15 protein-coding genes are annotated in these 11,646 nt (G+C 68.4%); 6 read left to right on the forward strand and 9 right to left on the reverse strand.

Annotation, left to right across the window (positions count from 1 at the left end; all coding sequences use genetic code 11):
• Nucleotides 1-56: 56 nt before the first annotated feature.
• Nucleotides 57-983: a LysR substrate-binding domain-containing protein gene (locus H512_RS0105920; protein ID WP_026782678.1), complete on the reverse strand. Its 927-nt coding sequence runs from the start codon at nt 981-983 to the stop codon at nt 57-59.
• Between the two features lie 71 nt (nt 984-1,054).
• On the opposite strand from H512_RS0105920, the gene H512_RS26880 reads away from it, so the two are divergent.
• Genes H512_RS26880 through H512_RS22750 form a run of 4 tightly spaced genes read left to right on the forward strand, consistent with a single transcriptional unit; the run spans nt 1,055 to nt 3,428 of the window.
• Nucleotides 1,055-1,291 carry a hypothetical protein gene (locus H512_RS26880; RefSeq protein WP_156899395.1) on the forward strand — a complete coding sequence of 79 codons (237 nt, stop codon included), beginning with the start codon at nt 1,055-1,057 and terminating at the stop codon, nt 1,289-1,291.
• Nucleotides 1,288-1,944, forward strand: a complete 657-nt coding sequence (rpe, locus tag H512_RS0105930) for a ribulose-phosphate 3-epimerase (RefSeq protein WP_026782679.1) — start codon at nt 1,288-1,290, stop codon at nt 1,942-1,944. Before H512_RS26880 ends, rpe begins: the two co-directional genes overlap by 4 nt.
• The gene (gene gph / locus H512_RS0105935; protein ID WP_026782680.1) at nt 1,941-2,612 is read left to right on the forward strand and encodes a phosphoglycolate phosphatase; all 672 of its coding nucleotides are present in this window, start codon (nt 1,941-1,943) and stop codon (nt 2,610-2,612) included. The genes rpe and gph overlap by 4 nt, the downstream gene beginning before the upstream one ends.
• A 9-nt stretch (nt 2,613-2,621) precedes the next feature.
• Complete coding sequence (locus tag H512_RS22750; protein ID WP_053239608.1) at nt 2,622-3,428, forward strand: HAD-IA family hydrolase; 807 nt, start codon at nt 2,622-2,624, stop codon at nt 3,426-3,428.
• A 148-nt stretch (nt 3,429-3,576) separates the two neighbouring features.
• On the opposite strand, the gene H512_RS0105945 is transcribed toward H512_RS22750, so the two are convergent.
• Complete coding sequence (locus H512_RS0105945) at nt 3,577-4,053, reverse strand: Lrp/AsnC family transcriptional regulator (protein WP_026782681.1); 477 nt, start codon at nt 4,051-4,053, stop codon at nt 3,577-3,579.
• Nucleotides 4,054-4,182: 129 nt separating this feature from the next.
• Between H512_RS0105945 and H512_RS0105950 the strand changes: the two genes are divergently transcribed.
• Nucleotides 4,183-4,599, forward strand: a complete 417-nt coding sequence (locus tag H512_RS0105950; RefSeq protein ID WP_026782682.1) for a DUF2000 domain-containing protein — start codon at nt 4,183-4,185, stop codon at nt 4,597-4,599.
• A 3-nt stretch (nt 4,600-4,602) separates the two neighbouring features.
• Here the strand turns inward: H512_RS0105950 and H512_RS0105955 are convergent, their stop codons facing one another.
• Nucleotides 4,603-5,160: a DNA-3-methyladenine glycosylase gene (locus H512_RS0105955; protein ID WP_026782683.1), complete on the reverse strand. Its 558-nt coding sequence runs from the start codon at nt 5,158-5,160 to the stop codon at nt 4,603-4,605.
• Entirely contained in the window at nt 5,157-6,047 is an 891-nt protein-coding gene (locus H512_RS0105960) for a LysR family transcriptional regulator (RefSeq protein WP_026782684.1), read from the reverse strand. Before H512_RS0105960 ends, H512_RS0105955 begins: the two co-directional genes overlap by 4 nt.
• 169 nt (nt 6,048-6,216) lie before the next feature.
• Here H512_RS0105960 and H512_RS22755 point away from each other — a divergent pair, with 169 nt between their 5' ends.
• On the forward strand, nt 6,217-7,146 hold the full coding sequence (locus H512_RS22755; protein WP_036790377.1) for an NAD-dependent epimerase/dehydratase family protein: 930 nt from the start codon (nt 6,217-6,219) through the stop codon (nt 7,144-7,146).
• Here H512_RS22755 and H512_RS0105970 read toward each other — a convergent pair.
• From H512_RS0105970 to H512_RS0105990, 5 genes are read right to left on the reverse strand one after another with little or no spacing between them, the layout of a single operon-like run.
• Nucleotides 7,143-8,135 carry a dipeptide ABC transporter ATP-binding protein gene (locus tag H512_RS0105970; protein WP_026782685.1) on the reverse strand — a complete coding sequence of 331 codons (993 nt, stop codon included), beginning with the start codon at nt 8,133-8,135 and terminating at the stop codon, nt 7,143-7,145. The genes H512_RS22755 and H512_RS0105970 overlap by 4 nt on opposite strands.
• Nucleotides 8,132-9,148, reverse strand: a complete 1,017-nt coding sequence (locus H512_RS0105975) for an ABC transporter ATP-binding protein (protein WP_026782686.1) — start codon at nt 9,146-9,148, stop codon at nt 8,132-8,134. The genes H512_RS0105970 and H512_RS0105975 overlap by 4 nt, the downstream gene beginning before the upstream one ends.
• Nucleotides 9,148-10,032: an ABC transporter permease subunit gene (locus tag H512_RS0105980; RefSeq protein ID WP_026782687.1), complete on the reverse strand. Its 885-nt coding sequence runs from the start codon at nt 10,030-10,032 to the stop codon at nt 9,148-9,150. Before H512_RS0105980 ends, H512_RS0105975 begins: the two co-directional genes overlap by 1 nt.
• Nucleotides 10,033-10,036: 4 nt before the next feature.
• Complete coding sequence (locus tag H512_RS0105985) at nt 10,037-11,047, reverse strand: ABC transporter permease subunit (RefSeq protein WP_026782688.1); 1,011 nt, start codon at nt 11,045-11,047, stop codon at nt 10,037-10,039.
• 9 nt (nt 11,048-11,056) lie between these two features.
• Nucleotides 11,057-11,554: a GNAT family N-acetyltransferase gene (locus tag H512_RS0105990; RefSeq protein WP_036790238.1), complete on the reverse strand. Its 498-nt coding sequence runs from the start codon at nt 11,552-11,554 to the stop codon at nt 11,057-11,059.
• Nucleotides 11,555-11,646: the final 92 nt, after the last annotated feature.

The raw sequence follows: 11,646 nt of genomic DNA on the forward strand, positions 1-11,646 counted from the left end.
AAGTCGTTTCCTCGCGCATCCGCTTGTCCAGAAAGTCTGCGACTTTTGGGCGGATGCTAGTCGGCCCGTCCGCTGATCTTCGGCAGGTAGTCGCCGCCATGCTCGACCCAGAAGCGGTACATTGCCTCGGCCGACGGCAGCAGCCGCTTGTCGGTGCGGCGGACGACGTGCCAGGTCTTGATCAGCGGCAGGCCGACCACGTCCATGATCACCAGACGACCGGCCTCGACCTCGGCGGCGACGGTGTGCGAGGAGATGAAGGAGATGCCGAGCCCGGCCATCACCGCCTGCTTGATGGTCTCGTTGGAACCCATCTCGAATTCGCGCACGTCGCGGCCGCCGTCGTGCTGGCTCATCAACTGGGCGAAGGAGTTGCGGGTGCCGGAATTGGCCTCGCGCACCAGGAAGGTCTCGCCCATCAGCGCCTCGATGGGGATATTGCGCTCACGGGCCAGCGGATGGTCGGGCGCGCAGATGATCACCTGCGGATGCTTGCCGATCGCCTTGGCCTCGACGTCGAAATCGCTCGGCGGCCGGCCCATGACGGCGAGGTCGACCTCGTAGTTCCGGAGCCTGAGGATGGTCTCGTCGCGGTTGCCGACGATGAAGTCGATGTCCACCTTCGGCCGTTCCTTGCGGAAGGCGGCCAGCACGGTCGGCGCGAAATAGCGGGCGGTGGAGACGACGCCGACGGCGACGCGGCCCGAGCCGGCCTCGCGCATCTCGGCCAGCGCGCCGGAGCATTCGTTGAGCAGCGCCTCGATGCGGTCGAGCGTGCCGGCGATCTCCTGGCCGGCCGAGGTGGCGATGAAGCGGTCGCCGACGCGTTCGAGCAGCGGCAGGCCGACCAGATCTTCCAGCGCCTTGACCTGGGCGGTGATGGCCGGCGGCGTGACGTTCATCGCCGACGAAGCGGCGGTGACGGTCCCGGTCTTGATGACGGCCGACAGGAACCGCAGCTGCTTCAGGGTGGTGTGGCGCATGCTCGGCGTCCCGTCTCTTTCTCCGGACTCACGAATGGTCTTCCCGGGTCTTCCGGAGCTTACCGCAAGCCTTGGCCGGATTCCATTTGCCGGCCGCCGTTTTGGCGGTTGTCCCGAGGAAAACGGCGGTGGTGCCCTGGTTGCGCGGCGAAAGCGACGACATCGTGGCCGGCGGCTGGCTTGATCGATTACGTCCGGGCGGCCACATGCTTTTTGGCCAGCGTCGAGAATCGGCATTAGCGCTCGGCGGCGTCTTGCTTTATGAATTTCCGACCCCTGAACCTCATCGCCGGAACGCCCCTTCATGACCGTCAAGATCGCCCCGTCCGTGCTGTCGTCGGATTTCTCGCGCCTCGGCGCCGAGCTTGCCGCCGTCGAGGCGGCCGGCGGCGACTGGATCCACATCGACATCATGGACGGCCATTTCGTGCCCAACATCACCTTCGGTCCCTCGGTGGTGAAAGCGATGCGGCCGCACACCAAACTGCCGTTCGACGTGCACCTGATGATCGAGCCGGCCGATCCGTTCATCGGCGCCTTCGCCGAGGCCGGCGCCGACCTGATCTCCGTGCATGTCGAGGGCGGGCCGCACGTCCACCGCTCGCTGCAGGTGATCCGCTCGCTCGGCAAGAAGGCCGGCGTGGTGCTCAACCCCGGCACCGACATCGGCGGCCTCGAATACATGCTCGACGAGATCGACCTCGTGCTGGTGATGACCGTCAACCCCGGCTTCGGCGGCCAGGCGTTCATCCCGGCCGTGGTCGAGAAGGTGAAGAAGGTGAAGGCGCTCACCGGCGACCGGCCCATCCACATCGAGATCGACGGCGGCGTCTCCACCGCCAACGCCGGCCTGCTCGCCCGCGCCGGCGCCGACGTGCTGGTGGCCGGCACGTCGGTGTTCAAGGGCGGCACCGAGGCCGACTACCGCCGCAACATCCAAGCCCTGAGGGACAGCCTATGAACCATCCCATCCGCGCCCTGGTCTTCGACCTCGACGGCACGCTGGTCGACAGCCTGCCCGACCTCACCGAGGCAGTGAACGATCTGATGGCGGCGAACGGCCTCGGCCCTCACCCCGAGAGCGCCGTGTCGGCGATGGTCGGCAAGGGCGTGCCGGTGCTGGTGCAGAAGGCCTTCGACGCGCACGGCGTCATCGTGGCCGGCGAGGCGCTGGCCGCCCAGGTCAAGACCTATCTCGGCTTCTACGAGCCGCGCGCCACCCGCCTTACCCGCCTCTACCCGCACGTGGCGGAAATGGTGGGCAAGCTGTCCGGGGCCGGCTACCGGCTGGCCGTCTGCACCAACAAGCCGACGGCGGTGTCGCGTGAGATCGTCGACAGCCTCGGCATCGGCGCCGAGATCGACGTGGTGGTCGGCGGCGACAGCGGCGTCGCCGCCAAGCCGGCGCCCGACATGCTGTGGCTGGTGGCCGAGCGGCTCGGCCTGCCGAAGGAGCAGTTGCTGTTCGTCGGCGACAGCGCCAACGACGTTGCCTCGGCGCGGTCGGCCGACATCCGCGTGGCGCTGGTGCGCTACGGCTACACCGAGGTTCCCGCCGACGAACTCAAGGCCGATTTCGTGATGGACGATTTCCGCGGCCTGCCGGCGGTGCTGGAGAAGCTCGGCTAGGGAGATCCGATGGCACCGGTCAAGGCGCTGATCTTCGACGTCGACGGCACGCTGGCGGAAACCGAGGAGGTTCACCGCCTGGCCTTCAACCGCGCCTTCGCCGACGCCGGCCTGCCCTGGGTGTGGGAGCCGGACTTCTACGGCGAGTTGCTCGCCGTGCACGGCGGCCGGGCGCGGCTCGAACATTTCATCGAGCATTATGCGCCGCCGATGGCCGAGGAGGGGCGGCGCAAGGTTGCCGAGCTGCACGCCGCCAAGACGCGCCTGTTCGCCAAGCTGGTCGATCGCCGGCTGGCCCGACCGCGGCCGGGCATCGAACGGCTGTTCGACGATGCCCGCTCGCAAGGGCTCGCGGTGGTGCTGGCCACCACGTCGAGCGTGGAGAATGCCGAGGCGCTGATTCTCGCCAACTTCGGGCTCGACGGCCTGGAGAAGATCACCGCCATCGTCGGCGGAGCCGGCACGGTGGCGCCGAAGCCGGCGCCCGACGTCTATCTCGCGGCGCTCGATCGGCTCGGCCTTTCGGCCCGCGCGGCCATCGTGTTCGAGGACAACGGACCGGGCCTTGCCGCGGCCACGGCGGCCGGCATCCGCACCATCGTCACGCCCAGCCGCTATGCCGGTGGTGACGATTTCAGCACCGCCTTCGCCGTGCTGTCGCATCTCGGCGATACGTTCGAGCCCTACCAGCACATCGCCGGCGTCGGCGACGAGGGGGGCACCGACATGGTGACCGTCGCCGCCCTCCAGCGCTGGGTGGACGACGACGACGACATGCTCGGCCTGCTGACCATCGGCGGCAAGCCGGTGTATTGACCGGGCGGCCTGTCTCCGCCTGCGCGGGGATAGCAAATTTATATAAATAAAACAGATATATAGCTTGTCATCCTCCCCGGAGGCGCAAGACCTCGGGCAGGATAAGGCGGGAGATCCGTACAGGTCGTCCCGCCTCAATCAAAGCCTTTTATCCCAGCCCTACCGGGAAGCCCTTGAACGGCTTGATTTCCTTCAGGACGAAGGTGGTCTGCATCTCCTTGATGCGGGGCAGGCGGCGGATCACCGACATGGCGAAATCGGCGTAGGTGTCGAGGTCGGGCGACACCACCTGCAACAGGAAGTCCGAGTCGCCGGCGATCGAATAGCAGGCGATCACCTCGCGGAGCCGGGCGACGCTCCGCGAGAATTCCTCGGCTTCCGTCTCGCTGTGGCTGTCGATCTTGACGCGGACAAAGGCCAGCACGCCCAGGCCGATCTTCTGGCGGTCGAGCGCGGCTTGGTAGCCGCCGATGACGCCGGCCTCCTCAAGCTGCCGCACCCGCCGCCAGCAGGGAGAGGTCGACAGGCCGACCTCGGCGGACAGAGCCTGATTGGTGAGGCGGCCGTCGGCCTGGAGAGCGTCGAGAATCCGGATGTCGACCGGTTCGAGGGATGTATCCGGCATAGTCTGCCCCATTCTTCATAAAATCAGGCAAGTTCTACCACATTTGCCGACTGTGGCGCAAACTCCGGCAGGAATTGCCCCGAAAGCCCGGATATCCTGCCGGCGTTCCTGCCCGAAGCCGGAGTTGCCATGATCCCCGACAGCCGCCTCGCCATCGTCGTCAATCCCGAGCTGCCGCCCGGCCTTCTCGCCAACACGGTCGGCGCCATCGGCATAGGGCTCGGCGCCCGCCTGCCATGGCTCGGCAATCGGCCGCTCGCCGACGCCGACGGTCGGATCATCGATGACAGTTCCATCCTGCCGGTGCCGATTCTGGCGGCCGGACCGGAGGCGATTCGCGCGCTGATGCTGAAGGCGATGCCGCGCGGCGACGACAACGCGCTGGTGGTGTTTCCGGCCTTCTCGCGGGCGCTGCACGACTATCAGGAGTACGAAGCGCAACTGCCGGGCAAGCGGCTCGCCGACGAGGCGATCGACGGCGTCGGCCTGTGCGGCCCGGCCAAGTGGGTGAAGTCGCTGACCGGCTCGCTGCGCCTGTTGCGCTGACGGCTAGCGGAACGGCCGGCTGAGGAAGCGCGATCCCCTGAGGCCGAAGCGCCAGGGACGTTCGGCCGCCCTGGTGATGCCGATGCGCGAGCCGGTGACGATCTCCGGCGCCGTGTCGCGCGGCGTCAGATGGAAAGGCGGCATGGTCAGCGGCAGGCCGTCGTGGGCGATGGTGATGCCGAGCGCCTCGGTCAGCCGGCCGGGACCGGAGGCGAGGAGACGCGGCTCGGCGGTGCGCCGCCGCGTGCTCATCATTTCGAGGCCGACGGTCGGCTCGATCGCCCGCACCAGCACGGCGGCACCGTGGCCGGGCGGGCCGCAGACGATGTTGAAGCACCAGTGGACGCCGTAGGAGCGATAGACATAGGCGGTGAGCGGCGGGCCGAACATCGCCTTGTTGCGCGGCCGCGGGCCGGAAAAGGAATGCGAAGCGGGGTCGTCGGCCTCGTAGGCCTCGGTCTCGACGATGACGCCGCCGACGCCGTCGACGGTGAGCGTGGCGCCGATCAGCAGCGGCGCCAGTTCGAGGGCGGGCAGGGCGGCAAGCTCGTCGGCGGTCATGGTGTCGTCCGGGCGATGCGTTTTCCGAGGCCGCCGGCGAGGCGGTCGGCGACGAAGCGGATGCGGCGGTTGTGCCTGAGGTCCTCGTGATAGGCGAGCCAGAGCGGCAGCGCAAAGCCGACATCCTCGACCGGCAGACGAACCACGCGCGGCTCGGCCTCGGCGATCGGCACCTGGGCGAAGCCGATGCCGGCGCCGGCGATCACCATCTGCCAGCCGACCACGTGATCGTCGGTGCGGATCGGGAACCACTCGCGCGGTACCGGCAGGCCATAGCGGGCGAAGCCCTGCAACAGGTCGTCGCCGCGATCGAGGCCGATCACGTCGTGATCGACGAGATCGGCCAGCCGCTTCGGCGTGCCGCGTCGGGCGAGATAGGCAGGCGCGGCGTAGACGGCGAGCGGAAGATCGCCGACGCGGCGGCGGACGAGCTGGGCCTGCCGCGGCTCGTACATGCGCAGCGCGATGTCGGCGTCGCGGCGCAAGAGGTTCTGCGTCGCGTCGCTGGCGACGATCTCGACGTCGATGTCCGGCGCCTCGATCCGCATCGCCGCCACGATGTCCGGCAGCAGGTAGGTCGATACCATGCGGCTCGCCGTGACGCGCACCGTGCCGGCGATGCCGTCGGCGGCGCCGCTCGCCTTGCGGGCCAGCGCGTCGGCGGCCTCGCCCATGCGGCGGGCGTCCTCGACGAGGTCGAGGGCGGCCGGCGTCGGATCGAGCCCGCGCGGCTGCCGGCGGAACAGCGTCGCGCCGAGCGCCTCCTCCAGCTCGTGGACATGGCGGCCGACGGTCGGCTGGCTGAGGCCGAGCCGGTCGGCGGCGGCCGACAGCGATCCCGTGTCGATGACGGCGAGGAAGGAGCGAAGGAGGGTCCAGTCGAGCATGTTGATATGCAAAAAATGAATATCTTCATGGAAATTATAGCGGATTGATATGCGAATTCAATCCTCATATTTCTTCGCCCAAGGACCCCTCTCCTGTTTCTTCCCCCTATTAGGGAAGGGATAGGGAGAGGGGTAAAGCGTTGAGCCAAATCCATTTTGGGAGATGATCATGACCGGACACGTACTCGTCCTCGGCGCGCTTGGCGGCGTCGGCCGGGCGGTGGCGGAAGAGTTCCATCGCCGGGACTGGCAGGTGTCCGGCCTCGTTCGCAAGGGCCGGGCCGGCGAGTTGCCGGACTGGATATGGCCGGTGGAAGCCGACCTCTCCGACGCCGGGGCGGTGGCGGCGGCGGCCGGCGGGCCGGTCGACGTGGTGTTCGACGGTCTCAACGCGCCCTATCACCGCTGGGCCGAGCTGGCGAAGCCGCTCTACGCCGCAGCGCTGGCGGTGGCTGAACGGCTGGGCGCGCTGCATCTCTTCCCCGGCAATGTCTATGGTTTCGGCGAAGGCATGCCGGAACGGCTGACCCCTGATGTCGCCTTCGCGCCGACCTCGGAGAAGGGCCGCATCCGCGTCGAGATCGAGGCAATGTTCGCGGCGGCGGCGCGGGAAGGCCGCGTCCGGACCTGCATCCTGAGGGCCGGCGACTTCTTCGGCCCGTCGATCTCCGGGCAGAGCTGGCTGTCCGCCTTCATCGCCGCCAGGGCGGGGAAGGGCGTCATCCAGGCGCCTGGCCCGGCTGGCGTGCCGCACGCCTGGGCCTATCTGCCCGACCTCGCCGTCGCCTTCGTGCGGCTGGCCGAGCGGCGCGACCGGCTCGGCGCCTTCGAGGTGTTCCACTTCGACGGCCATACCGTGTCGATCGACGATCTGGCGACGGCGGCGAGCGCCGCCTACGGCCGGCCGATGCGGGTGCGGCGGGTGCCGGGCTTCGTCTTCGACCTGATCGGCCTGTTCGACCCGGTCATCCGCGCCTCGCGGGAGATGGCCTATCTCTGGCGGGTGCCGCACGGGCTCGCCGACCGCCGGCTCGAAACGATCGCGGGGCCGCTTGAGGCGACCCCGCTGGTGAACGCATTGGCGTCGATTGGCCGCTAGAGCAGTTCGCCCTGCACCGCGAAGCAGGCGACGTCGGCGTTGCCGCCGGGCGCCTTCAGCAGCTTCGGCGTGTCGACGTCGCAGGGCTCGTAGGCGAAGGGGCAGCGCGGATGGAAGGCGCAGCCGCGCGGCGGCCTCAGTGGCGACGGCAGCTCGCCGGTGAGGCGGATGCGTTCGCGCCGCTTCTCCGGCTCGGTGGTCGGCGTCGCCGACAGGAGGGCGCGCGTGTAGGGATGGCGCGGCGTGGTGAAGATCTCCTCGGCGGTGCCGAACTCGACGGGGCGGCCGAGATACATCACCATCACCTCGTCGGCGATGTGGCGCACCACACTGAGATCGTGGCTGATGAACAGGTAGGCGAGGCCGAATTCCTGCTGGAGATCCATCAGGAGGTTCAGCACCTGCGCCTGGATCGACACGTCGAGCGCCGACACCGGCTCGTCGAGCACCAGGATCTTCGGGTTGAGCATCAGCGCCCGGGCGATGGCGATGCGCTGGCGCTGGCCACCGGAGAACATGTGCGGATAGCGGTCGTAGTGCTCGGGCCGGAGGCCGACCTTCTCCATCATCGCCCGCGCCTTCTTCTGCCGCTCGGCGGCGGACAGCGAGGTGTTGAGGCGCAACGGCTCCTCGAGGATGGTGCCGACCTTCTGGCGCGGGTTGAGCGAGCCGTAGGGGTCCTGGAAGACGATCTGCACGGTGCGGCGGAGATCGTGGCCCGGTGCTTCGTCGAGGTGCACCGGCTTGCCGTCGATGATCAGGTCGCCGGCGGTCGGCGGCTCGATCATGGTGACGAGGCGGGCCAGCGTCGACTTGCCGCAGCCGGATTCGCCGACCACGGCCAACGTCCGGCCGGCAGTGAGCTTGAAGGAGGCTTCCGACAGCGCCCGCACGGTGGCCGGCTCGCCGAACATGCCGCGCTTCAGGCTGTAGTGGCGGGCGAGGTGCTGCGCCTCGAGAACGACGGTCGGCGGGATGGGGGCGGTCATGCCGAAAGCCTCCGGTCGAGGATAGCGGCCGGGCCGGGGTGGCCGACCGGCTTGCCCTGATTGAGCGGATAGTGGCAGAGCGCGTGGCCGGCGGCGGCGCCCTGGACCGGCGGCACCTTCTCGACGCAGCGCTCGGTGGCGAAGTCGCAGCGCGGGCTGAACAGACAGCCGGTGGGACGATCGTACTGGCCGGGCACCACGCCGGGGATCGACGGCAGGCGGCGCGTCGTCGCCCGCTCGGGCAGCGCCGACAGCAGGGCGGCGGTGTAGGGATGGTGCGGATCGGCGAACAGTTCGGCTACCGGCTGCTCCTCCACCTTCTGGCCGGCGTACTGCACCGACACGCGGTCGGCGGTTTCGGCGACGACGCCCATGTCGTGGGTGATCAGCACCAGTGCCATGCCGGTGTCGCGCTGCAGCTTGGCGAGAAGATCGAGGATCTGCGCCTGGATGGTGACGTCGAGCGCGGTGGTCGGCTCGTCGGCGATCAGGAGCTTGGGATTGCAGGCGATCGCCATGGCTATCATCACGCGCTGGTTCATGCCGCCCGACATCTGGTGCGGGTAGGTGTCGAGCCGCTCGGCGGCCGAGGGGATGCCGACCAGCTCCAGGAGTTCGACGGTGCGGTCGCGCCGCGCCCGCTTGTTGAGGCCGAGATGGGCTTCCAGCACCTCGCCGATCTGCCAGCCCACCGTGTAGCACGGGTTGAGCGAACTCATCGGCTCCTGGAAGATCATCGCCATGTCCTTGCCGATGATGCGGCGGCGCTGGCGCGGCGAAATGGTCAGGAGGTCCTTGCCGTCGAACATCATGCGGTCGGCGGTGATGGTGGCCGTCCACGGCAAGAGGCCCATCAGCGCCAGCATCGACACCGACTTGCCCGAGCCGCTCTCGCCGACGATGGAGACGATCTCGCCCGGCTCGACGGTCATCGACACGCCGTCGACGGCGCGGAACTCTCCGCCCACCGTGCGGAAGTCGACCGAGAGGTTGCTGATTTCGAGAATGGGCATCACGACCTCTTCAGCTTCGGATCGAGGGCGTCGCGCAGGCCGTCGCCCATCAGGTTGATGGCCAGCACGGTGATCAGGATGGCAAGGCCCGGGAAGGTCACCACCCACCAGGCGCGGGTGATGAACTCGCGCGCCTCGGCCAGCATGGTGCCCCATTCCGGCGTCGGCGGTTGGGCGCCCATGCCGAGGAAGCCGAGGGCGGCGGCGTCGAGGATGGCGCCCGAGAAGGAGAGGGCGGCCTGGACGATCAGCGGCGCCATGCAGTTGGGCAGGATGGTTACGAACATCAGCCACAGCGGCCCGGCGCCGGAGACGCGGGCGGCCGTCACGTAGTCGCGGTTGCGCTCGGTGAGCACGGCGGCGCGGGTCAGGCGGACGTAATGCGGCTGGGCGACGATGGCGATGGCGATCATCGCGTTGGTGAGGCCGGGGCCGAGGATGGCGACCAGCGTCAGCGCCAGGAGCAGCGACGGGAAGGCCAGGATGATGTCCATGACGCGCATGATCACGGTGTCGATCCAGCCGCGGAAGAAGCCGGCGAACATGCCGATGATCACGCCGCCGATCAGCGACACCGAAACGACGACGACGCCGATGAACAGCGAGAAGCGGGCGCCGAAGATCAGGCGCGACAGGATGTCGCGGCCGAGTGCGTCGGTGCCGATGAGGAACAGGCCCTCGCTGCCGCGGGTGAGCGGCGGCATCAGCAGGGCGTCGCGGAACTGCTGGTCTGGGTCGAAGGGCGCGAACACCGGCGCGGCGACGGCGACGATCACCAGCGCCACGAACAGCACCAGCCCGGCGACGGCGCCGTGGTTTTCCGAGAAATAGCGCCAGAATTCCTTGAGGCGGCCCGGACGGACGGAAGCGGAGACGGCGGTCATCGGGTCACCTCTGGTGCCGGATCTTGGGATTGACGAGGCCGTAGAGCATGTCGACGACGAGGTTGACGGCCATGACGATCAGGGCGATCAGCACGAGGCCGCCCTGCACGGCCGGATAGTCGCGGCGGAAGATCGAATCGACCATCCACTTGCCGATGCCGGGCCAGGAGAAGATGGTCTCGGTCAGGATGGCGCCGGCCATCAGCACGCCGATCTGCAGGCCGATGGTGGTGATCACCGGGATCAGCGCGTTCCTCAGCGCATGCACGGCGACGACGCGGAACGGGCTGAGGCCCTTGGCCTTGGCGGTGCGGATGTAGTCCTCGCCAAGCACTTCCAGCATGGCCGAGCGGGTCTGGCGGGCGATGACGGCGAGCGGAATGGTGCCGAGCACGATGGTCGGCAGGATCAGGTGGCTGGCCGCCGACCGGAAGGCGCCGGCCTTGCCGGACAACAGGCTGTCGATCAGCATGAAGCCGGTGACCTTGGGGAAGAAGAAGGTCAGCGAGATGCGGCCCGACACCGGCGTCCAGCCGAGCATGCCGGAGAAGACGATGATCAGGAGCAGCGCCCACCAGAAGATCGGCATGGAATAGCCGACCAGCGCGGTGGCCATGGCCGTGTGGTCGAACCAGGAATTGCGCTTCACCGCCGCGATGACGCCGGCCGGCACGCCCAGCACCACGGCGAAGATCACCGCGCAGAACGACAGCTCCAGCGTTGCCGGAAACAGCGTGAAGAACTCGGTGAAGATCGGCTTCTTGGTGGAGATCGAGGTGCCGAAGTCGCCGTGCAGCAGACTGTTGAAATAGGAGAGGAACTGCCGCCAGAGCGGCAGGTCGAAGCCGAAGCGGCTCATCAGCTCGGCATAGCGCGCGGGCGAAATGCCGCGCTCGCCGGCCATCAGCAGCACCGGATCGCCCGGCAGCAGGCGGATGAAGAAGAAGGCGACCAGGCTGACGCCGATGAAGGTCGGGATCAACAGGCCGAGGCGTCGGAGGATGAAACCGAACATGATGCAGTGTCAGTCCAGGCTCGAGAGTTGCTTGACGAAGATGTGGGTCGGATGGGTTTCATGCCGTCCGTCGGGTGTCCAGATCGGGGCATCGCGGACGCCGCCGTCGCGCCAGCCGGCCCGGACATAGAAGCGTCGGGCGCGTTCGTTGCCGGCCGTGCACTGGATCGCCGCGTCGCGGACGCCGCGCCCGGCGAGTTCCGCCTCGGCGGCGGCGAGCAGTCCGGCCGCCACGCCGCTGCCGCGCGCTTCGGAAGCGACGTAGAGCTGGTCGACCTCGTCGCCCTCGACGGCGGCGAAGCCGACGATGCGGCCGCCGGCCTCCGCAACGATGCAACCCGGCTCGAGCGGCCCGAGACGGTCCTCGAAGCTCGTGACGCTGCGCTCGGCGACGACGCGCGGCGGCAGGATGGCGCCATGGCCGTCATGCCAGGCGTCGTGCCAGAGCTGGACGACGGCGGCGCGGTCTTCGGAACGGAACGGACGGATGAGGGTGGCGTTCGGCATGGCTTCCAGTAGCGGCCGGACATCCGGCCTGCAAGCGACAACCGCGATATTTGAACGTTTTCGCGGCACGAGAATGCCCGAATTCCCGCCAT

Source organism: Pleomorphomonas koreensis DSM 23070 (assembly GCF_000425185.1).
GTDB lineage: Bacteria > Pseudomonadota > Alphaproteobacteria > Rhizobiales > Pleomorphomonadaceae > Pleomorphomonas > Pleomorphomonas koreensis.

Bases quoted from the DNA above. Each gene is read 5' to 3' on its own strand.
- H512_RS0105920 (WP_026782678.1), bottom strand. From the start codon at position 983: ATGCGCCACACCACCCTGAAGCAGCTGCGGTTCCTGTCGGCCGTCATC.
- H512_RS0105960 (WP_026782684.1), bottom strand. From the start codon at position 6,047: ATGCTCGACTGGACCCTCCTTCGCTCCTTCCTCGCCGTCATCGACACG.
- H512_RS0105945 (WP_026782681.1), bottom strand. From the start codon at position 4,053: ATGCCGGATACATCCCTCGAACCGGTCGACATCCGGATTCTCGACGCT.
- H512_RS0105955 (WP_026782683.1), bottom strand. From the start codon at position 5,160: ATGACCGCCGACGAGCTTGCCGCCCTGCCCGCCCTCGAACTGGCGCCG.
- H512_RS22755 (WP_036790377.1), top strand. From the start codon at position 6,217: ATGACCGGACACGTACTCGTCCTCGGCGCGCTTGGCGGCGTCGGCCGG.
- H512_RS0105985 (WP_026782688.1), bottom strand. From the start codon at position 11,047: ATGTTCGGTTTCATCCTCCGACGCCTCGGCCTGTTGATCCCGACCTTC.
- H512_RS0105980 (WP_026782687.1), bottom strand. From the start codon at position 10,032: ATGACCGCCGTCTCCGCTTCCGTCCGTCCGGGCCGCCTCAAGGAATTC.
- H512_RS0105975 (WP_026782686.1), bottom strand. From the start codon at position 9,148: ATGCCCATTCTCGAAATCAGCAACCTCTCGGTCGACTTCCGCACGGTG.
- H512_RS0105990 (WP_036790238.1), bottom strand. From the start codon at position 11,554: ATGCCGAACGCCACCCTCATCCGTCCGTTCCGTTCCGAAGACCGCGCC.
- rpe (WP_026782679.1), top strand. From the start codon at position 1,288: ATGACCGTCAAGATCGCCCCGTCCGTGCTGTCGTCGGATTTCTCGCGC.
- H512_RS0105970 (WP_026782685.1), bottom strand. From the start codon at position 8,135: ATGACCGCCCCCATCCCGCCGACCGTCGTTCTCGAGGCGCAGCACCTC.
- H512_RS0105950 (WP_026782682.1), top strand. From the start codon at position 4,183: ATGATCCCCGACAGCCGCCTCGCCATCGTCGTCAATCCCGAGCTGCCG.
- H512_RS22750 (WP_053239608.1), top strand. From the start codon at position 2,622: ATGGCACCGGTCAAGGCGCTGATCTTCGACGTCGACGGCACGCTGGCG.
- gph (WP_026782680.1), top strand. From the start codon at position 1,941: ATGAACCATCCCATCCGCGCCCTGGTCTTCGACCTCGACGGCACGCTG.